Raw genomic sequence first — 21,075 nt, forward strand, 5'->3', positions numbered from 1 at the left:
GAGAGGCTGACAAAGGGGGAAGTAATAGACTGCTCCTGTCTATGCTTACCAACCCTCTTTGTCCGCAGGCAAAGAGGGTTTTATATTAAAGGGGAGAAATACCACCATGAATAAACCAGTATTAGACATACATGATAAACCAACGCCAGTACATTGGCTCACTCTCAGTTTACAGCATTTATTCGCCATGTTTGGTGCAACCATCTTAGTACCATACTTAGTAGGATTAAGTCCGGCCATTGCACTAATCTCAAGTGGTATCGGCACACTTGCTTTCCTAATGATTACAAAATGGAAAGTACCTGCTTATCTAGGTTCGTCGTTCGCATTTATTATCCCTATACAGACGGCACAGCTCGAAGGTGGACCTGGTGCTGCTATGATAGGGAGCTTTATGGCAGGTCTCGTTTATGGGATTGTCGCTCTTATTATTAAGCAAGCAGGTTATCGTTGGATTTTAAAATTATTACCACCAATTGTTACAGGACCTGTTATTATCGTTATTGGACTTGCGTTATCAGGAACAGCAATAGACATGGCCATGAACAACCCCGTAACAGGAGAATATAGCATGCTTCACTTCTCGGCAGCTTTAATTACACTTGCTGCTACAGTAGTTATCTCAGTATATGGAAAAGGTATGTTTGGAATGATTCCGATTCTTGCTGGTATAATTATCGGTTATGTATATTCACTCATGATTGGTATTGTTGACTTCTCGGTTGTTGCAAAAGCTGCATGGTTTGAAATGCCTGAATTTATCTTTCCTGTAATGGATTATGATGTCAGAATTACTCTTGATCTTGCTCTATTGATGATTCCAGTAGCTGTTGTCACTCTTTCTGAACATATCGGTCATCAACTTGTACTCGGAAAAGTCGTTGGCAAAGACTATATTAAAGACCCAGGCTTACATCGCTCAATCTTAGGTGATGGGATGGGAACCATGTTATCAGCTCTCATTGGTGGGCCACCGAAAACAACGTATGGAGAAAATATCGGTGTACTTGCGATCACCAAAATTTACAGTGTTTATGTAATTGCAGGCGCAGCAGTGATTGCCATCGTCTTCGGTTTTGTCGGAAAAGTAACAGCTTTAATAAGTTCAATACCGACACCTGTTATGGGCGGTGTTTCAATCCTTCTATTCGGTATCATAGCTTCTTCAGGGTTAAGGATGCTTGTAGATAATAAAGTGGACTTTGGTAATAACCGTAACTTAGCTATCGCCTCTGTTATCCTAGTATTAGGAATTGGCGGCGCGCATTTACAACTTTGGGTATTCAACTTAGAGGGAATGGCGATTGCTGCAATTGCTGGGGTTATACTCAACTTAGTCTTACCGGGTAAACCGGATGTAGATGAAAATATGTTTGAAAACTAATTACGCCTTTTAAAAGGAATCCAGAGAGGTTCATAAGGGTGTTGAAGAGCTCAGTTCAAAGTGGGAAGAAAAATCCCACTTTTGTACACTCATGTTTATTCGACACCTTGACTTGTTTTTGTCAAGGTGTTTTTTAATAGCAAAGCAAAGAAGTCAAGGTTGATCAAGCTTTACGTTTCAATAAAAAAAGGAGGCTGTCTTTTATGGAACATTGTCTCACTACAACTGATCTAACAATAGACGAAATTCAAGGGATTTTAGCCGATGCAGAGCATTTTATTAACGGTAAAATGTGGAAACCTAAAAACAAAGTTTTTATCGCTAATCTCTTTTTTGAAAACAGTACAAGAACAAAGTGTAGCTTTGAAGTAGCTGAAAGAAGATTGGGCTTAGATATTATTCCATTTGAAGTGAGTACTTCTAGTGTGTCAAAGGGTGAAACGCTCTATGACACAGTAAAGACGCTTGAAGCAATTGGTGTTCAACTAGCTGTCATCAGGCATAATGAGAATTGTTATTTTGATCAACTGATTGGGAAAACCAATAGTGCGATTATTAATGCAGGCGATGGATGTGGCCATCATCCAACACAGTCTTTGCTTGACTTACTAACGATCAAACAAGAATTCGCTAGCTTTAAAGGGTTAAAGGTAGCCATCGTTGGTGACTTACGTCATAGCCGTGTTGCCAGGTCAAATGCAGAGAGCTTAAATCGGTTAGGTGCGAACGTAATTTTCTCAGGACCAGAAATATGGTTCGATCAAGACATGGCACAACATGGACAATATGTGTCTATCGATAAAGCGGTCAAAGAAGCTGATGTTATCATGCTGCTTAGGGTACAGCATGAACGTCATGAAGGTGGTAGATGGGACGCTGAAAAATACCATAAAGCATTTGGGTTAACACTTGAACGGGAGAAAATGATGAAAAAGGGCAGCATTATTATGCACCCTGCACCAGTTAACCGCGGCGTAGAGATTGCAGACAGTCTAGTTGAGTGTGGACGGTCAAGAATTTTTAAACAAATGCAAAATGGTGTATTTATTAGAATGGCGGTATTAAAAAGAATAATTGAACAATTTGAAAGGGGAGAGCGTAATGGGAATCATCATCAAAAATGGTCAATTGCTTACTAATGAAGGGGACTTACTTCAACAGGATGTGTTAATTAATGATGGGAAGATTGAAGAAATCGGTGAATCCATCGTAGTAAATGATCATGAGGTCATTGATGCAACAGGTCAACTTGTAACAGCAGGATTTGTCGACCTTCATGTCCATTTGCGCGAACCGGGTGGTGAACATAAAGAAACAATTGCAACTGGTACACAGGCAGCGGCACGAGGCGGATTTACTACAATTGCTGCAATGCCTAATACAAGACCTGTACCAGATAGTAAGGAACAAATGGAGACACTACATAAAAGAATCACTGAAACAGGCGTAGTAGAAGTATTACCATATGCATCTATCACTATAAGAGAAGCTGGATTCGAACTAACAGATTTTGCAGCACTTAAAGAAGCAGGGGCCTTCGCTTTTACTGATGACGGGGTTGGCGTACAGTCAGCTGATATGATGTATTCAGCCATGAAGAAAGCAGCTGAAGTAGATATGGCAATTGTCGCTCATTGCGAGGAAAATACACTAATTCATAAAGGAGCTGTTCATGAAGGGAAGTTTTCAAAAGCACAAGGTATAAATGGTATCCCTTCAGTATGTGAATCTGTGCATATTGCAAGAGACGTGCTATTAGCAGAGGCAGCAAATTGCCATTATCATGTTTGTCATATTAGCACAAAAGAATCGGTTAGGGTGGTAAGAGATGCCAAAAGGGCAGGAATTAAAGTAACGGCAGAAGTGACACCACACCACTTATTATTATCAGAAGAAGATATCCCTGGTCTTGATACAAACTATAAGATGAATCCTCCACTTAGAGGCAAAGACGATCAAGAAGCGCTGTTAGAGGGTCTACTAGATGGTACAATCGATTTTATCGCAACTGACCATGCCCCGCATGCAGCAGAAGAGAAGGCTGAAGGGATGACATTATCACCATTCGGTATTGTAGGATTGGAGACAGCTTTTCCACTTCTTTATACGAACTTTGTTAAGAAAGGTATTTTCACACTAAAGCAACTCATCGATTTCTTAACAAGAAAACCAGCTGAATCTTTCTCTTTAAATAGAGGACTATTACAAAAAGGAAGCAGGGCGGATATTGTATTGCTTGATTTAGAAAAGGAAGAAGCAATTGATCCTGATACCTTCTTATCAAAAGGTAAAAATACACCGTTTGCTGGTTGGAAGTGTAAAGGTTGGCCAACAACGACAATTGTTGCTGGAAAGGTAGTCTTTAAAAAGGGGAGTGTAACAGCGTGAAAAGACAATTAATTTTAGAAGATGGCACAGTATTTATTGGTGAAGGCTTTGGTAGTGGTAAACAAACGATGGGTGAAGTCGTGTTTAATACAGGCATGACAGGATACCAAGAAGTGTTATCTGACCCTTCATATTGTGGCCAAATCGTTACTTTAACTTACCCGTTAATAGGTAATTATGGTATTAACCGTGATGACTTTGAATCCATTCATCCAGCTATCAGTGGCTTCATTGTGAAAGAAGCAGCGGAATATCCTTCAAATTTTCGTCATCAACAATCGCTTGCTGAGTACTTTTCTATGAAAGACATTCCAGGCATCGCTGGGATTGATACGAGAAAATTAACAAGAATCATCCGTAAAGCAGGAACTTTAAAAGGGACGATTTGTAGCATGGAAGAAAATGTTGCCGAGATATTAGAAAAAATGAAAGCAACCAAACTGCGAGTCGATCAAGTAAAACAAGTATCAACAAAAACGCCTTACCCATCACCAGGGCGTGGCAGAAGAGTAGTATTAGTTGATTTTGGTATGAAACACGGGATTTTAAGAGAATTGAATAAAAGAGATTGTGACGTCATTGTTGTTCCATACAACACGACTGCACAAGAAATCTTAAATTTAAGTCCTGATGGCATCATGTTATCAAATGGCCCTGGGGATCCAAAAGATGTGCCACAAGCAATTGAGATGGTTAGAGAGATTCTTGGGAAAGTTCCACTGTTCGGCATTTGTCTTGGACATCAAATCTTTGCGCTCGCTTGCGGGGCCAATACGGAAAAGATGAAATTTGGTCATCGTGGATCGAACCATCCTGTAAAGGAATTGGCTACAGGTAAGATTGCGATCACTTCACAAAACCACGGCTACTCTGTAGATGAAGCATCGATTACACAGACAGACCTTGAAATAACACATATTGCTTTAAATGATGGCACGGTTGAAGGGTTAAAGCATAAAGTGCACCCTGCTTTCACTGTACAGTATCATCCAGAAGCTTCACCCGGACCTGAAGATGCCAACGGACTTTTTGAACAGTTTTTAACACTAATTGAAATGAACAGACAGGAAGGTGTTTATCAATGACAAAGCGTACAGACATAAAAAGCATACTTGTAATTGGATCAGGACCGATTGTCATTGGGCAAGCAGCAGAATTTGACTACGCGGGTACACAAGCTTGTATCGCTCTAAAAGAAGAAGGATATCGAGTCATTCTCGTTAATTCGAATCCAGCAACGATCATGACAGATACAGAGATTGCTGATGCAGTCTATATCGAACCTTTAACACTTGAGTTTGTGAGTAAAATTATTAGGAAAGAACGTCCAGATGCGCTCGTGCCAACATTAGGTGGTCAGACTGGTTTAAACTTGGCGGTTGAATTGGCCAAATCAGGCGTATTAGAAGAATGTAATGTCGAGATATTAGGTACGAAACTTTCGGCTATTGAACAAGCAGAAGATCGCGACTTATTCCGTACATTAATGAATGAGCTCGGTGAACCAGTACCAGATAGTGAAATTATTCACACGCTAGAAGAGGCCAAACAATTTGTTGAAATTGTTGGTTACCCAGTCATCGTCAGACCTGCTTTCACACTAGGTGGAACAGGTGGAGGTATTTGCCACGACGAAGAAGAACTAAATGAAATTGTTATAAGCGGTTTGAAAAACAGCCCGGTGACGCAATGTTTGTTAGAGAAAAGTATTGCTGGTTTTAAAGAAATAGAATACGAGGTTATGAGAGATTCAAATGATAATGCCATCGTTGTTTGTAACATGGAGAACATTGATCCTGTAGGCGTCCATACTGGTGACAGCATTGTCGTCGCGCCGAGCCAAACGTTAAGTGATCGTGAATATCAAATGTTAAGAAACGCTTCGCTCAAAATTATTAGAGCACTCGGCATTGAAGGGGGCTGTAACGTACAATTAGCCCTTGACCCTTACAGTTTCCATTACTACATTATTGAAGTAAACCCGAGGGTTAGCCGTTCTTCTGCCTTAGCCTCTAAAGCAACTGGCTACCCGATCGCGAAGTTGGCAGCGAAAATCGCTGTCGGATTAACTTTGGATGAAATGATGAACCCGGTAACAGGGAAAACTTATGCCAGCTTTGAACCAGCATTGGACTATGTCGTTACCAAAATTCCTCGCTGGCCCTTTGATAAATTTGAATCGGCTAACCGTTCATTAGGGACACAAATGAAAGCAACTGGGGAAGTCATGGCGATTGGTCGAAACTTTGAAGAATCGATTTTAAAAGCTGTCCGATCACTAGAAGCAAATGTTCATCATCTCGCATTACAAAATGGAGACGAAATAGATGATGCCCTTTTACAAAAGCGGATTCGTAAAGCAGGCGACGAACGATTATTCTATATCGGAGAAGCATTAAGGCGCGGTGTCACCATTGAAACCATTCATGAATGGAGCCAAATTGATTTGTTTTTCTTATACAAATTCAATAAAATTGTTAAGCTGGAAGATCAATTAGCGGCGAATATTGGTGATCTAGAAATCTTGCAGGCAGCAAAAAAACTAGGGTTTGCTGATACAACAATTGCACAAATATGGTCAATGGAAGAAAGAGAAGTCTATGAAAAGAGAAAAAATGCGGGCATTACACCAGTTTATAAAATGGTCGATACTTGTGCAGCTGAATTTGAGTCGGAAACACCTTATTATTACGGAGCATATGAAGATGAGAACGAATCTGTTGTAACAGATAGAAAAAGCGTGCTCGTATTAGGGTCTGGTCCGATTAGAATTGGTCAAGGGGTAGAATTCGATTATTCCACTGTCCACGCCGTTTGGGCAATTAAAGAGGCAGGATATGAAGCGATCATCATTAACAACAATCCAGAAACCGTGTCAACTGACTTCAGTATTTCGGATAAGCTCTACTTCGAACCTTTAACAATAGAAGACGTCATGCATATCATCGACCTTGAACGTCCTGAAGGGGTTGTCGTTCAGTTCGGTGGCCAAACGGCGATCAATTTAGCGGCAGGACTTGTTGAACGAGGAGTGAAAATCTTAGGAACCTCACTTGAAAATCTTGATCGTGCAGAAGACCGCGACAAGTTTGAACATGCATTGCACAAATTAGACATTCCGATGCCAGAAGGAAAAACAGCATTATCGGTTGAAGAAGCAGTGGAGATCGCGACTGATATCGGCTATCCTGTTCTAGTCAGACCATCTTATGTACTAGGTGGTCGCGCGATGGAAATCGTCTACAAAGAAGAAGAACTCCTGCTGTACATGAAGAATGCTGTAAAAGTAAATCCTGAACATCCGGTATTAATCGATCGTTACTTAACTGGTAAAGAAATCGAAGTGGATGCGATTAGTGATGGAGAAACGGTAGTGATTCCTGGGATTATGGAACATATCGAACGAGCTGGCGTACACTCAGGTGATTCAATTGCTGTCTATCCTCCGCAAAATATTAGCCAAAGCATTCAGGCGAAGCTGGTTGATTATACCGAGAGATTGGCAAAAGGGCTTGGCATTATCGGATTGTTAAATATCCAATATGTCATCTCAAAAGGTGAAGTCTATGTGCTAGAAGTGAACCCTCGCTCAAGTAGAACGGTACCTTTTTTAAGTAAAATTACAAATGTACCAATGGCAAAAATTGCAACAAAGGTTATTTTAGGAGAAACATTACAAAGTCAAGGGTATGAAAATGGTTTAGTGCCGGAGAAAGCCGGCGTATACGTTAAAGTACCGGTATTTTCTTTCGCGAAACTGAGGAGAGTTGACATTACGCTTGGACCAGAAATGAAATCAACTGGTGAAGTGATGGGCAAAGATCAAACGCTTGAGAAAGCATTATATAAAGGATTAGTTGCTTCAGGTATGAAAATTTATCCATATGGCACGGTTTTAATGACTGTAGCAGATAAAGATAAGGAAGAAGCTTTGAGTCTAGCAAAACGCTTTGCCTCTATCGGTTATAGATTGATGGCAACCAGTGGAACGGCAGAATATCTTCAAAGTGCGGGTATACCGGTTGATATTACGAATAAAATTGGCACAGATGAACCAAATTTACTTGATGTCATCCGAAACGGTCAAGCGCAAATTGTTATAAACACCTTAACAAAAGGGAAGCAGCCAGCAAGAGATGGTTTTAGAATTCGTAGAGAATCGGTTGAAAATGGGGTCCCATGTTTAACATCCTTAGATACAGCAGATGCCATTCTCCAAGTAATTGAATCGATGACTTTCTCTGCTGATGCAATGAATAATTTAGAAGAAAAAGCAGTACAGGAGGCGGTTTTCTTATGATCAAACAAGAATTATGTCAAGTGATTGATCAAACAGAAATCGCAACAAATATTTATGAGCTCACCGTAAAAGGTGAGCTTGTTCATGAAATGAAAGAGCCAGGACAATTTGTTCATTTGAAAGTGAATAGTGGTCTTTCACCGCTTCTAAGAAGGCCCATCTCGATTGCAAATATCAATCAAGACGAACAGACTTTCACGATGATCTATCGTGCAGAAGGAAAAGGTACACGCTTGTTAGCAACGTTACAACAAGGCGACCTTCTTGATGTATTAGGTCCGCTTGGTCACGGATTTCCTGTAGAGGAGACGGACGCTTCTGATACGGCATTGCTTGTCGGTGGCGGTATTGGAGTCCCCCCGCTATATGAACTTTCGCAAAGACTAACTGCCAATGGTGTAAAAGTTATTCATGTCCTCGGGCATCAAACAAAGAATGCTGTTTTTTATGAAGAAGAGTTTAAACAATTAGGTCCTACTTTTATCGCGACTGCTGATGGTAGTTACGCTTATTCAGGATTTGTCACAGATATTATTAAGAATGAAAATATAACGTTCGATGTTTTGTATACTTGTGGGCCAACGCCCATGCTCCAAGCACTTGAACAAGAATATAGACATAAAAAAGTATTTTTATCATTAGAAGAGAGAATGGGTTGTGGAATCGGTGCTTGCTTTGCCTGTGTATGCCATACAGCAGAAGATCCCACAGGCGTGTCTTATAAAAAGGTTTGTAGCGATGGGCCAGTCTTTAAGGCAGGGGAGGTTGTCATATGAGCGCTTTGAATATTAGTTTACCAGGGCTTGAGTTGAAAAACCCAATAATGCCGGCATCTGGTTGCTTCGGTTTCGGTAGAGAATATAGTGACTTGTTTGATTTAAGTCAGCTCGGTGCGATTATGATTAAGGCCACAACGAAAGATGCAAGATTCGGTAATCCCACACCAAGGGTAGCGGAAACATCTGCCGGAATGCTGAATGCAATCGGCCTGCAAAACCCAGGATTGACGAAAGTCGTAGAGGAAGAATTACCGTGGCTTTCGCAGTTTGATGTACCAATCATAGCTAATGTCGCCGGTTCAATGGAAGAAGATTATATCGAGGTGGCAAAAGAAATTTCGCAAGCGCCGAATGTCCATGCACTTGAATTAAATATTTCATGTCCCAATGTGAAAACAGGTGGTATTGCTTTTGGAACCGTGCCAGAAATTGCGCAATCATTAACGAAGAAGGTAAAGGAAGTATCAGCTGTTCCTGTATACGTGAAACTCTCGCCGAATGTCACAAATATCGTTGAAATGGCAAAGGCTGTTGAACAAGGTGGTGCTGACGGATTAACGATGATCAATACTCTTGTTGGTATGAGAATTGATATAAGGACCGGTAAACCAGTAATCGCCAATAAAACGGGTGGTCTTTCTGGGCCGGCCATTAAACCAGTTGCTATTCGCATGATTCATGAGGTAAGCCAACAAGTAGCGATTCCAATCATCGGCATGGGGGGCGTGGAATCAGCTGAAGATGTGATTGAATATTTTTATGCCGGGGCGAGCGCCGTCGCAGTGGGAACGATGAACTTTGTTGATCCATTTATCTGCCCAAAAATCATAGCAGAGTTGCCAGAACTTATTCATTCTTTAGGATTTGATCATATTTCTGAATGTACCGGAAGGAGCTGGAAAACAGTTGAAAAACTCACTCATCATCGCGCTTGATTTTGCTAACCGTCAACAAGTGGAAGATTTTCTCAAACCTTTCACAAATGAGCAATTATTCTTAAAGGTTGGAATGGAGTTATATTATCAAGAAGGTCCACAAATTGTGGAACGATTAAAAGCTGAAGGCCACCAAGTTTTCCTTGATTTGAAACTGCATGATATTCCGAATACAGTCAAAAGTGCCATGAAAGGACTTGCTCGTCTCGGTTGTGATCTCGTGAATGTCCATGCAGCTGGTGGTATAGAGATGATGCGGGCAGCTGTTGAAGGACTTGAGGAAGGGAAAGTGCAAGGAAAGGAACGGGCAAAGCTTATTGCTGTTACGCAATTAACGAGCACATCTAGGCAGCAAATGAATAGTGAACAGTTAATCCCTGTTTCTTTAAATGAATCTGTGTTGCATTATAGCCAAATAACAAAGCAAGCAGGCTTAGATGGTGTGGTTTGTTCGCCTTTTGAAGCCAAACAAATTGCCAAGAAGGTGGGCGCTGATTTTTTGACCGTGACACCAGGAATAAGAATGGAGACTGACGACAAGCAAGATCAAAAAAGAGTGGCAACACCTGATTTTGCCAGAGCTGAAGGTGTTTCAGCAATCGTCGTAGGGCGATCCATTACTAGAGCATCTAATTCCCTTGCTGCCTATTATCAAATCAAGAATCTTTGGGAGGGTATTTCCGTATGAAAAAACAAATAGCAGAAAGTTTATTAACTATTAAAGCAGTCGCACTAAATCCTAAAGATCCTTTTACGTGGTCATCTGGTCTTAAATCACCAATCTACTGTGATAATCGCTTAACATTAGCTTATCCTAAAGTAAGAAATGAAATTGCGCAAGGGCTACAAGCACTTATTGAGGAACATTATGCAGACGCTGAGGTGATTGCTGGGACAGCGACTGCAGGCATTCCACATGCTGCATGGGTAAGTGATCGGATGAATTTACCGATGTGCTATGTTCGGTCAAAGGCGAAAGCTCATGGTAAAGGCAAACAAATTGAAGGGAAAGCGGAGAAAGGGCAAAAAGTTGTCGTCGTCGAAGATTTAATTTCGACAGGTGGCAGTGTGATCAACGCTGTCGAAGCACTAAGAGAGGCAGGGTGTGAAGTTCTAGGGGTTGTCGCTATTTTTACTTATCAATTAGCAAAAGGCGAAGAGTTACTTCAGGCAGCAAATGTTTCCGTTCACACACTTTCCGATTTTGAATCATTAAAAGAAGTTGCAAAGAATCAAGGGACAATCGAGGCATCCGATTTTGCAGTATTAACTGAATGGAGAAAAGACCCGCAAGCATGGGGGAAAGCATTTGCATAAATAAGTGGCGGCGAAAAGTTAGCAATAGCAAACTTTTCGCTTAGCCTATCTAACAGTATACAGTTTTATCAGTAAAGAGGAATTAATGTAATAATCCCGATTGAAAAGCAATCGCCACAACTTGTGTGCGATTTTTTGCTTTTAGTTTAGTCATTAATTGACTGACATAATCTCTCACCGTATGCTCGCTTAAATAGAGCATGGAGGCTATGGTTTTATTATCATGACCATCAGCTAGTAGGATGAGAATAGAATGCTCCCTTTGGGTAAGATGAATGGAGGATTGGATCCTATCATTTCCACTTTTTCGAGAAAAGAATAAACCCAATAATATACCTACTTCATTGATATAATCTAACTCTTCTTTACTATATTCAAACGCCTCTCCCTTTTGGTCAAAAGTTAACCAGCCATATAATTGTTCTTCACATAAAATGGGAAGAAAGATAATCGAAGATAAGCCGAATAATTCAATATGTTCTTGTCTAATTAATTGCTTAGGGTCTTTTAAGAAAATTGGTTTCTTTGTAGAGAAGACTGAGAAATTCTCTCCTAATTGACCTTTCATACTCTGTACTTTGATAACTTCTGTTCCGACTGCACCATAAAATTCATTGGACCACGGAATATAACCATAAAAAACACAGCGTTTAAACCCAAACCAATCTTCACATTTTTTTAGGATATCGGGGAGTTCCGTCTTCGATGAACGAATTAATAATTGACTTAATTTAGTTAAGGGTGCTCTATGAGGTATTTGCTTCTCTTTTTTTGCTATTTGCTGATATGTTTTCAGTAAATCTGATTGTAAGTTAAATAAAAACATGATAAACCCATCGTTCTTATGAATTTTTTCTTTCTTTAATAAGGTTGTTACCGCTTTTTGTAGAATCAATGAAAACAAATATAATCGTTCAGTGGATAGAATGGATATTTGCGCATAAAGCCAATCTATTAACTGATTATGAATGTCTTCCTCCATTTCTCCCATGTGTATATGGTGAAACCATTCTGTAAAGGAACGGAGTAGCAGTGTAACCGCCTCAAAATGCTCTTCGTCAGAAATCCCCTCGACATTGAGGTAGATCCGGATATTTTCTTCTAAGTTTTGCCTATATGTTTTCATAAAGAATATAAATTCCCGCAATGTAACTTCTTCAAAACGATCATGAGATTGAGCCATGAAATTCCCCCTATATATGACTGTAAAATAGCTACTCATAAACAGTATCTTATAGGATAGCGCTAAAAAGTTAAAGTTTGTATCATTGTAGATGTGGGGTGAACAATGAATGAATTGTTGATAAGTAAGGATATTCATGTAAATATGACAGCAGAGAAGGGATAAGATTATGAGATTAAATGAAAAAGTGGCTGTTATTACTGGTGGTGGCACGGGGATTGGGAAAGAAACGGCACTTCTTTTTGCACAAGAAGGAGCAAAAGTTATTCTGACAGATATTCATGAAACGTCTGGTCAAGGTACCGTCGAAGAAATCAAGGCAAATGGTGGGGAAGCAATATTTGTTCGCCATGATGTAAGTAATGAAAATGATTGGCGTAAGGTCGCTGATGAGGCGATAAAAGCTTATAACCAGGTAGATATTCTCTTCAATAATGCAGGGATTTATCTTATTAAACCACTAGCTGAAATTGAGCTAGTGGAATGGAATAAATTAATGGCTATTAATGTAGGGGGTGTGTTTTTAGGAATGAAGCATATTATGCCATTAATGGCGGAGCGGCAGAAAGGTTCTGTGATTAACGCTTCTTCTATTGCTGGCTTAGTTGGCTCTCCAGGCCATGTTTTATATGGTGCAAGTAAAGGTGCTGTACGTGTCATGACTAAGGACGCTGCCATTGAATATGCTCCAATGGGTGTTAGAGTAAATTCTATCCATCCAGGGTATATTGATACTGGCATGGCTGATTATGCTTCAGAACAGACTGGTCAGTCAAAAGATGCACTAGGAAAGAACCTATTTCCACTCGGTTATTTAGGTAAAGTAAAAGATGTAGCTAATACAGTGCTCTTTTTAGCTTCAGACGATTCAGCATACACTACAGGGGCAGAGTTTGTCATTGATGGTGGAGCGACAGCAAGATAATGAAAAGAAAGAGGAGATTAAAATGAAATTACAAGATAAAGTAGCAATCGTAACAGGTGGAGCAAGTGGTATTGGTGAAGCAGTTGTCAAAGAATATGTAAAAGAAGGTGCAAAGGTTGTCATAGCTGATTTCTCTGACAAGGGACAAGCTCTTTCTGATACTTTGAATAAAGAAGGATATGAGACTTTATTTGTTAAAACAGATGTATCAAAAGAAGAAGATGTGAAAAATGTCGTTGCACAGACAGTTAATCGGTTTGGAAAATTGGATATCATGTATGCCAATGCGGGGATTGCCAGTGATGGGCCAGCAGCTGAATTAGATTATGATAAATGGAAAAAAACGATTGATATTAATCTTTCTGGTGTGTTTCTATCAGATAAATACGCAATCGAACAATTCCAAAAACAAGGAAGCAGCGGTGTAATAGTGAATGCAGGATCTATTCATAGCTTTGTCTCACTCCCTAATATACCAGCATACTCATCTGCAAAAGGTGGCGTGAAACTGTTAACACAAAACTTATGTACGGCATATGCGAAAGAAAATATCCGTGTAAATGCGGTTTGTCCGGGATACATTGATACGCCTTTATTATCGGAATTAGAATCAGATGTGAAGAATCACCTGGCCTCCCTTCACCCACAAGGTAGACTTGGAAAACCAGAAGAAATTGCTAAAGCTGTTTTATTCTTATCAAGTGATGATGCGAGCTTTGTAAATGGTACAACCTTATTAGTAGATGGTGGTTATACAGCACAGTAACTTTTAACTAATAAAAAACCCAATTGGATGGAGCGCCTGGTAGAGTAAGGCGTTCATCTCAATTGGGTTTTGTTATTTCTTTTTACTAAGTGAAATGACTTTTTCTTCATCAGGGGTGACAAAGATTGTTTGTTGTTGATCATAAATGACAAACCCGGGCTTAGCACCACTCGGCTTTTTTACATTACGTACCTTTGTGTAATCGACGGGTACACTACTTGAGTTACGCGCTTTACTAAAATAAGCAGCTAAACAAGCAGCTTCTTGTATAACTTCATTACTTGGCGCTTTATCTCTAATGACCACATGTGACCCAGGGATATCTTTTGTATGGAGCCAGATGTCGTCTTTTGCAGCTAACTTATTCGTTAAGTAATCATTTTGTTTATTGTTCTTACCAACAATGATTTCTGTCCCATCGCTAGCGACAAAATAATCCAGGATAGGTTTGGCATTGACCGGCTTTTTCTGTTTTTTTTGTCTTTCACGTAAGTAACCGCCTTCAATAAGTTCCTCCCGTATCTCTTCAATATCTTTCGGTGAAGCGGCTTGTATTTGTTGTAAAAGATGATCGAAGTAGTTAACTTCTTCATAGGCTTGATCTATTTGTTCTTGTACAACTTGTTTAGCGTGTTTAGCTTTTTGATATTTCTTAAAGTATATCTGTGCATTTTGCGAAGGTGTTTTTTGTGTATCTAGAGGGATAAGCACATTGCTGTTATTTTCATCATAATAATTGTTCACTTCAATCTCATCCATCCCTCTTTGAATGGCGTACATATGAGCTGTAATTAATTCACCGTACAATTGAAATTGCTCGGCGTTTTTTGCTTCTTGCATGGTTAGTTTTAATTTCTCTATCTTTTTTGTGTTTTTTTCTTTTTCATTGCTAACAAATTTTTCCAAGTCATTGCCTTGTTGTTTGACACGATCTCTTTCTGCTTTGCCGAAATAATAGCGGTCAAGCATTAGACTTAAGCTCTCAAAATGACGCTGCTCTCCCTGAATATGATCTAACTGGAGGAAATAAAAAGTCTCTTTATGTTCATTTATTGTAATGGTCGGTTGAACTTCTTTGTTTTTTATTTTATCCATTGTCTTAATAAAGGCAGCAGGTATTGTTGTACGGTTGGCTAATCCAGATTGGAATACAACTTCTTTTGCAAGTAGGGGAGAAAACCCGCTGTAATGTTGGACAAGTTGTTTATCTAACTTCCCACTATTAAAGTCCATTCTTCGTAATACATCCGTCTCATCAGCTTCTAATGGGTTGGCTTTATTTTGAGCCGGAGGAGCCACATAAAGTTGACCCGGAAGCAGGGCACGATGACTATTTACCGCATAAGATACATGCTTGATACAATCTAAGATCATGTTTCGTTCTTGATCGACCAATGTAATATTACTGTGACGTCCCATGATTTCGACGATGAGCCTCTTATATGAGATATCGCCAATTTCATTACGACCTTTAACGTTAAATACTATGATACGATCTAGGTCCATTTGTTGAATATCTTCTAATATATATCCCTCTAAATGTTTTCTTAAAAGCATGCAGAACATCGGTGGAATACTGGGGTTATCATATGCTTCATTTGTTAATTGTACGCGTGCATAGCTTGGATGCGCAGACAATAGTAATTTATGATTTTTTCCGTTAGCTCTAATTACTAAGATGATTTCATTTTTATATGGTTGGTGAACTTTATTAATTCGACCACCTTTAAGAGTAGCTTGTAGCTCCTCTACCATCGCTTTTGTAAATAATCCATCAAATGACATCTCTAACATCCTTTTCTACGCTCTTAGTTATCCGAAAGGCGTCTCTTTACTTTATGGAAGCTATTTTCCCATAAACAAATGGTTTTTAAAAGCTTTCTGTTTATGTAAAATACATTCTTTCTCATAATAGCATAGCATTTTTTAGGACGAGACTGAATAAGCTTTCATGAGAGCCTTAAAAATAGGACAGCTCTCCATCGAGATAGTAGGGGAAGCAGGACGGTTCGCATGTAGTAGATGCGAATTCTCTTAAAATGAAAAGGAGGAAGTGTGATGTCCGAATGAAATACCATGAGATGGAAGCGAGAGAGGTTGAAGACACGTTAAACACAAATAGGCATGAAGGCATGTCTGAAGAAGATGCGCAAAAAAGATTGGAGCAATTTGGATATAACGAATTAGCAGAAGGAGAAAAGCAATCCGCTTTACTCTTATTTTTTAGTCAATTCAAAGACTTTATGACTTTAATTCTATTAGTAGCCACATTGATATCTGGGCTACTGGGTGAATATATTGATGCAATCGCCATTATTGCGATTGTGCTTATCAACGGAGTATTAGGTTTTTTTCAGGAACGAAAAGCAGAGAAGTCATTAAGTGCGCTAAAAGAATTATCCACACCTCATGCAACAGTATTACGTGATGGAGAATGGAAGAAAATCCCCTCAAAAGAAGTCGTTGTTGGTGACTTATTGAAGTTCTCCTCCGGTGATAGAATTGGGGCGGATATCCGCTTAATCGAGTGCAATAACTTAGAAATAGAAGAATCGGCCTTAACAGGTGAATCATTACCGGTGCAAAAAACAGTCGCAGCAATTAAGCAAGATAACCCCGGAATCGGCGATATGGAAAATATGGGATTTATGGGTACGATCGTAACGAAGGGTAGCGGAGTGGGGGTTGTCATTGGCACAGGAATGAAAACAGCGATGGGACAAATCGCTGATATGATTCAAAGTGCGGAAACGATGACAACACCGCTGCAAAGAAGGTTGGAACAATTAGGGAAAATTCTCATTGTTGTCGCACTATTCTTAACGGTTCTTGTCGTAGGTATCGGTGTGCTACAAGGACAAGAATTATATACGATGTTCTTAACAGGGGTATCGTTAGCTGTAGCAGCTATACCAGAGGGATTACCGGCGATAGTCACCGTGGCCTTATCGCTAGGAGTCCAACGCATGATTAAACAAAAGGCGATTGTCAGAAAGCTCCCAGCAGTAGAAACATTAGGCTGTGCTTCTGTCATATGCTCCGATAAAACGGGAACCTTGACTCAGAACAAAATGACTGTCACCCATTTATGGAGTGGTGGGAACACATGGCAAGTAGATGGCATTGGCTATACACCAAAAGGAGATTTTTATCGCAGTGAAAAACGTATAGATCCGAAAAATGAAAAAACATTACAACAATTATTGATGTTTGGTATGCTTTGTAATCATGCTGAAATTCATAAGAAAAATAAAGAATTTGTCATTGACGGTGATCCAACAGAAGGTGCATTGTTAGTCGCTGGGATGAAAGCAGGATATAGTCGCCCCTCTTTATTAAATCAATATGAAATTCTCGAGGAATTTCCTTTTGATTCAACTAGAAAAATGATGAGTATCGTGTTAAGGGATGCCAGTGGCAGAAGATTTGTTGTCTGTAAAGGAGCACCGGATGTGTTGGCGCAGAACTGTGAGAGTATCCTGTGGGAAAATCGTAAGCAAGCAATGACCCAAGAGATGCATAGATCAGTTAATGAGGCAATTCACGGTTTAGCCTCCCAAGCACTAAGAACAATTGCAATAGGATATAAGGAATTGACTAATGAGGGCAGAATAACATCAGAAAAAGATGCAGAAAATCGATTGACGTTTATAGGTTTACAAGGAATGATTGATCCACCAAGGACAGAGGTACGAGCTGCGGTTAAAGAATGTAAAGAAGCAGGAATTAAGACAGTGATGATTACAGGCGACCATATTACAACTGCTCAAGCAATTGCTAAACAATTAGGTATTCTTAATAAGTCAACAAAAGTAATGGAAGGAAAAACATTAGCTACATTGAGTACAGAAGAGTTAGAAGATGTAGTGGATGATGTATCTGTGTTTGCGCGCGTATCACCGGAACATAAACTAAAGATTGTTAAAGCTCTGCAAAATCGCGGTCATATTGTAGCTATGACAGGGGACGGAATCAATGATGCGCCAGCTATCAAAGCTGCCGATATTGGCATTGCGATGGGCATTACTGGTACGGATGTAGCAAAAGAAGCATCTTCTCTTATTTTACTTGATGACAACTTTGCAACCATTAAATCAGCAATAAAAGAAGGGCGAAATATTTACGATAATATTAGAAAGTTTGTAAGGTATTTACTTGCATCTAATGTTGGCGAAATACTGGTTATGCTATTTGCAATGATTTTAGCGCTACCTCTGCCGCTAGTACCTATACAAATACTTTGGGTGAATTTAGTAACAGATGGCCTGCCGGCGATGGCGTTAGGTTTAGATCGACCAGAAGGTAATGTCATGAAGCGAGAGCCGCGAAATCCTAAAGAAGGCATTTTTTCAAGAGGGCTTGGCTGGAAGGTTATTTCAAGAGGTTTTTTAATTGGTGGAGTAACCTTACTTGCGTTTATGCTCACATATAAAGGCGATCCTAGTGAGCTCGCATATGCGCAAACCGTCGCTTTTGCGACATTAGTCCTTGCTCAATTAATTCATGTGTTTGATTGTCGAAGTGAAAAATCAGTTTTTGCTCGAAATCCATTCGGTAATATGTATCTTGTCTGGGCGGTTATTTCTTCGGTTTTACTTATGCTGATTGTTTTATATTGGCCGCCATTGCAACAAATTTTCCACACAGTACCAATCGCTGGTCGTGATTGGTTAATGATTGTTGGCTTATCAGCTGTCCCAACATTTTTGCTTGGCTTCACATATTTGGCAAGAAAATCGAAGTGAAATATGATATAATCCTTTAGGTAGTAGAGTGAAACTCTATTACCTTTTGGTTTTTTAAAGAAAACTACATAATATATGAGTGTAAGAAAAGGTATGGTTAGTGCCAAATTTGTATAAGAAAGTTGTAGGTACTTCCCGCAAACGGCGAAAGGAAGTGTGGTTAAACGATGGTAGCGAGTATGACAGGGTATGGACAGGGTAAAAGGCAAACTGACACCTTCTCTATCACGATTGAAGTAAAAACGGTTAATCATCGTTTTACAGAATATTTCCTGCGCATTCCAAAGCAATTTCTCAAGCTGGAAGATAAAATAAAAAAAACGCTTAATCAATATATTAAGCGTGGTAGAATAGAAGTCTATGCAACCATAGAACAAACGGGATCGAAACAAAAGAAGATACGTGTGGATTGGGATTTGTTAGACGAATTTTATCGTTCAATGACAGAAGTGAAAGAAAAATATAAGTTAAGTAGTGAGCCTGGGCTAAAAGATTTACTTAATGAAGATGTGTTTGCTATTGTGGAAGTGGATGAAGAAGACGAATGGCTAGATGAGCTGATTCTTGAAGCGACAAATGAAGCTGGTAAAGAGCTGCAAATGATGCGGTTAGCTGAAGGTAAGGAGCTAGAGAAGGATCTTTTTAAACAGCTCGGTTTACTAACTGAATGTCTTAACCGCTTATATGACCTAGCCCCTAACGTGGTAAAGCAATACGAAGACCGTTTGCGAAAGCGAATGGAAGAATATGCTGATGGTCATATTGATGAATCAAGAATTATTACAGAGGTGGCAATTTTTGCAGATAAGGCCGATATCAATGAAGAATTGACACGACTCGCATCACATCGTAATCAATTTCAATTGACCCTTTCCTTGGAAGATGCAATTGGCAGGAAGCTTGATTTCATGATTCAAGAGATGAATCGCGAAGTCAATACAATCGGTTCAAAAGCGAATGATTCTACCATTGCTGGAGAAGTAGTTGAGATGAAAGGTCTATTAGAAAAGATGAAAGAACAAGTACAAAATATTGAATAAAGCGGTTTAGAAACGCGTGATAAAGGTCAAAATAGTTAACTGATGACGGGGGGACGCATATGTCAATAAAATTAATTAATATTGGCTTCGGAAACATTGTTTCTGCCAATAGAATCATATCAATAGTGAGTCCGGAATCGGCACCAATTAAGAGAATTATTCAGGATGCAAGAGACCGTGGTGTACTGATAGATGCAACATATGGCCGTAGAACGAGAGCAGTCATTGTCATGGATAGTGATCATGTCATTTTATCTGCTGTTCAGCCGGAAACAGTAGCTGCACGACTGAATGACCGCGATGATGTTATCGATGAAGGGTAGGATTTTCTAATGAAGGAAAAAGGTTTATTAATAGTACTCTCAGGTCCATCTGGTGTAGGAAAAGGAACAGTGAGAAAAGAGATTTTCTCGCAGCCTGATACGGCATTTGAATACTCTATTTCTATGACAACAAGAAAACCGAGACAAGGTGAAGTTGATGGAGTAGATTATTTCTTTAAATCTCGTGAAGAATTTGAAACATTAATAGAGCAAGATAAATTATTGGAGTATGCTGAGTTTGTTGGCAACTATTATGGAACCCCTGTTGATTATGTGAAACAAACGTTAAACGAGGGCAAGGATGTATTTTTAGAAATAGAAGTACAAGGTGCAAAGCAAGTGCGTGAGAAGTTTCCTGATGGCTTGTTTATCTTCCTAGTTCCACCTAGTTTATCTGAATTGAAAAATCGTATTGTTACACGAGGCACAGAAACAGAAGATATAATTAATAATCGTTTAAGTGCAGCTAAAGAAGAAATTGAAATGATGAAATTATATGATTATGTTGTAGAAAATGATCAAGTGGAAAACGCTTGTGACAGAATTAATGCGATTGTAGTGGCAGAACATTGCCGTCGCACTCGCGTTGAACCTAGATATTTGAAAATGTTGGAGGCTGAATAATATGTTAAATCCATCAATTGATTCATTGATGACAAAAATTGATTCAAAATACTCTCTTGTGTCTGTGGCTGCTAAAAGAGCACGGAAATTACAAAATAATGAAGAGCAATATCGTTTAGAAAAATATGTATCACATAAAAATGTGGGTAAAGCGTTAGAAGAGATTAATGCAAACGAACTATTTTATCGCTTAGGTGATACAACGCATGAAGGGGAAAAAAGGTAAAATACACATATATGAAAAAATAACAACCTGTATGGAGGTTGTTATTTTTGTTCATAGCCATAATATTTATAAAAAACAAGAAGAGATAGATGAAAAAGTGAGCGAAATTATTCATAATAAAAGAAAAATAACCTTTTGAA

The 21,075-nt window shown here is 39.3% G+C and carries 19 protein-coding genes; 17 read left to right on the forward strand and 2 right to left on the reverse strand.

Going from position 1 to position 21,075, the window contains the following annotated elements:
* Positions 1 to 106 precede the first annotated feature (106 nt).
* From MKX83_RS10200 to pyrE, 9 genes are all read left to right on the forward strand, one after another.
* Positions 107 to 1,384 carry a uracil-xanthine permease family protein gene (locus tag MKX83_RS10200; protein WP_095369594.1) on the forward strand — a complete coding sequence of 426 codons (1,278 nt, stop codon included), beginning with the start codon at positions 107 to 109 and terminating at the stop codon, positions 1,382 to 1,384.
* A 203-nt stretch (positions 1,385 to 1,587) separates the two neighbouring features.
* Positions 1,588 to 2,523, forward strand: coding sequence for an aspartate carbamoyltransferase catalytic subunit (locus MKX83_RS10205; protein ID WP_341050699.1), 936 nt, complete (start codon positions 1,588 to 1,590; stop codon positions 2,521 to 2,523).
* Positions 2,486 to 3,772, forward strand: coding sequence for a dihydroorotase (locus tag MKX83_RS10210; protein WP_341050702.1), 1,287 nt, complete (start codon positions 2,486 to 2,488; stop codon positions 3,770 to 3,772). The genes MKX83_RS10205 and MKX83_RS10210 overlap by 38 nt, the downstream gene beginning before the upstream one ends.
* On the forward strand, positions 3,769 to 4,857 hold the full coding sequence (locus MKX83_RS10215) for a carbamoyl phosphate synthase small subunit (RefSeq protein ID WP_095369591.1): 1,089 nt from the start codon (positions 3,769 to 3,771) through the stop codon (positions 4,855 to 4,857). Before MKX83_RS10210 ends, MKX83_RS10215 begins: the two co-directional genes overlap by 4 nt.
* Positions 4,854 to 8,072: a carbamoyl-phosphate synthase large subunit gene (gene carB / locus MKX83_RS10220; protein WP_095369590.1), complete on the forward strand. Its 3,219-nt coding sequence runs from the start codon at positions 4,854 to 4,856 to the stop codon at positions 8,070 to 8,072. Before MKX83_RS10215 ends, carB begins: the two co-directional genes overlap by 4 nt.
* Complete coding sequence (locus MKX83_RS10225) at positions 8,069 to 8,848, forward strand: dihydroorotate dehydrogenase electron transfer subunit (protein WP_341050708.1); 780 nt, start codon at positions 8,069 to 8,071, stop codon at positions 8,846 to 8,848. The genes carB and MKX83_RS10225 overlap by 4 nt, the downstream gene beginning before the upstream one ends.
* Positions 8,845 to 9,786 carry a dihydroorotate dehydrogenase gene (locus MKX83_RS10230; protein ID WP_095369588.1) on the forward strand — a complete coding sequence of 314 codons (942 nt, stop codon included), beginning with the start codon at positions 8,845 to 8,847 and terminating at the stop codon, positions 9,784 to 9,786. Before MKX83_RS10225 ends, MKX83_RS10230 begins: the two co-directional genes overlap by 4 nt.
* Positions 9,758 to 10,474: an orotidine-5'-phosphate decarboxylase gene (gene pyrF, locus MKX83_RS10235; RefSeq protein WP_095369587.1), complete on the forward strand. Its 717-nt coding sequence runs from the start codon at positions 9,758 to 9,760 to the stop codon at positions 10,472 to 10,474. Before MKX83_RS10230 ends, pyrF begins: the two co-directional genes overlap by 29 nt.
* Positions 10,471 to 11,103: an orotate phosphoribosyltransferase gene (pyrE, locus tag MKX83_RS10240; RefSeq protein WP_095369586.1), complete on the forward strand. Its 633-nt coding sequence runs from the start codon at positions 10,471 to 10,473 to the stop codon at positions 11,101 to 11,103. The genes pyrF and pyrE overlap by 4 nt, the downstream gene beginning before the upstream one ends.
* Before the next feature lie 82 nt (positions 11,104 to 11,185).
* Here pyrE and MKX83_RS10245 read toward each other — a convergent pair whose 3' ends face one another.
* Entirely contained in the window at positions 11,186 to 12,286 is a 1,101-nt protein-coding gene (locus MKX83_RS10245; RefSeq protein WP_095369585.1) for a LuxR C-terminal-related transcriptional regulator, read from the reverse strand.
* A 169-nt stretch (positions 12,287 to 12,455) separates the two neighbouring features.
* Between MKX83_RS10245 and MKX83_RS10250 the strand changes: the two genes are divergently transcribed.
* Together MKX83_RS10250 and MKX83_RS10255 are read left to right on the forward strand one after the other, a co-directional pair.
* Entirely contained in the window at positions 12,456 to 13,211 is a 756-nt protein-coding gene (locus MKX83_RS10250; protein WP_328199056.1) for an SDR family NAD(P)-dependent oxidoreductase, read from the forward strand.
* A 22-nt stretch (positions 13,212 to 13,233) separates the two neighbouring features.
* Positions 13,234 to 13,977 (forward strand): SDR family NAD(P)-dependent oxidoreductase, encoded by a 744-nt coding sequence (locus MKX83_RS10255; protein WP_341055247.1) that lies wholly within the window; start codon positions 13,234 to 13,236, stop codon positions 13,975 to 13,977.
* Between the two features lie 72 nt (positions 13,978 to 14,049).
* On the opposite strand, the gene MKX83_RS10260 is transcribed toward MKX83_RS10255, so the two are convergent.
* Complete coding sequence (locus MKX83_RS10260; protein WP_341050716.1) at positions 14,050 to 15,762, reverse strand: Rqc2 family fibronectin-binding protein; 1,713 nt, start codon at positions 15,760 to 15,762, stop codon at positions 14,050 to 14,052.
* Positions 15,763 to 16,043: 281 nt separating this feature from the next.
* Between MKX83_RS10260 and MKX83_RS10265 the strand changes: the two genes are divergently transcribed.
* The 6 genes from MKX83_RS10265 (at position 16,044) to MKX83_RS10290 (ending at position 21,074) form a co-directional block, all read left to right on the forward strand.
* Positions 16,044 to 18,722: a cation-translocating P-type ATPase gene (locus MKX83_RS10265; RefSeq protein WP_307314500.1), complete on the forward strand. Its 2,679-nt coding sequence runs from the start codon at positions 16,044 to 16,046 to the stop codon at positions 18,720 to 18,722.
* Between the two features lie 167 nt (positions 18,723 to 18,889).
* Positions 18,890 to 19,762 (forward strand): YicC/YloC family endoribonuclease, encoded by an 873-nt coding sequence (locus tag MKX83_RS10270; RefSeq protein ID WP_224938566.1) that lies wholly within the window; start codon positions 18,890 to 18,892, stop codon positions 19,760 to 19,762.
* Between the two features lie 59 nt (positions 19,763 to 19,821).
* On the forward strand, positions 19,822 to 20,085 hold the full coding sequence (gene remA, locus MKX83_RS10275; protein WP_095369581.1) for an extracellular matrix/biofilm regulator RemA: 264 nt from the start codon (positions 19,822 to 19,824) through the stop codon (positions 20,083 to 20,085).
* A 9-nt stretch (positions 20,086 to 20,094) separates the two neighbouring features.
* Positions 20,095 to 20,709, forward strand: coding sequence for a guanylate kinase (gmk, locus tag MKX83_RS10280; RefSeq protein WP_095369580.1), 615 nt, complete (start codon positions 20,095 to 20,097; stop codon positions 20,707 to 20,709).
* 1 nt (position 20,710) lies between these two features.
* A complete protein-coding gene (gene rpoZ, locus MKX83_RS10285) occupies positions 20,711 to 20,935 on the forward strand; it encodes a DNA-directed RNA polymerase subunit omega (RefSeq protein ID WP_095369579.1) in 225 nt (74 codons plus the stop codon).
* On the forward strand, positions 20,916 to 21,074 hold the full coding sequence (locus MKX83_RS10290) for a hypothetical protein (protein ID WP_341055249.1): 159 nt from the start codon (positions 20,916 to 20,918) through the stop codon (positions 21,072 to 21,074). Before rpoZ ends, MKX83_RS10290 begins: the two co-directional genes overlap by 20 nt.
* Position 21,075: the final 1 nt, after the last annotated feature.

Origin of the sequence: Cytobacillus sp. FSL M8-0252 (assembly GCF_038007345.1) — a bacterium.
Classification (GTDB): Bacteria; Bacillota; Bacilli; order Bacillales; family Cytobacillaceae; genus Cytobacillus; species Cytobacillus kochii.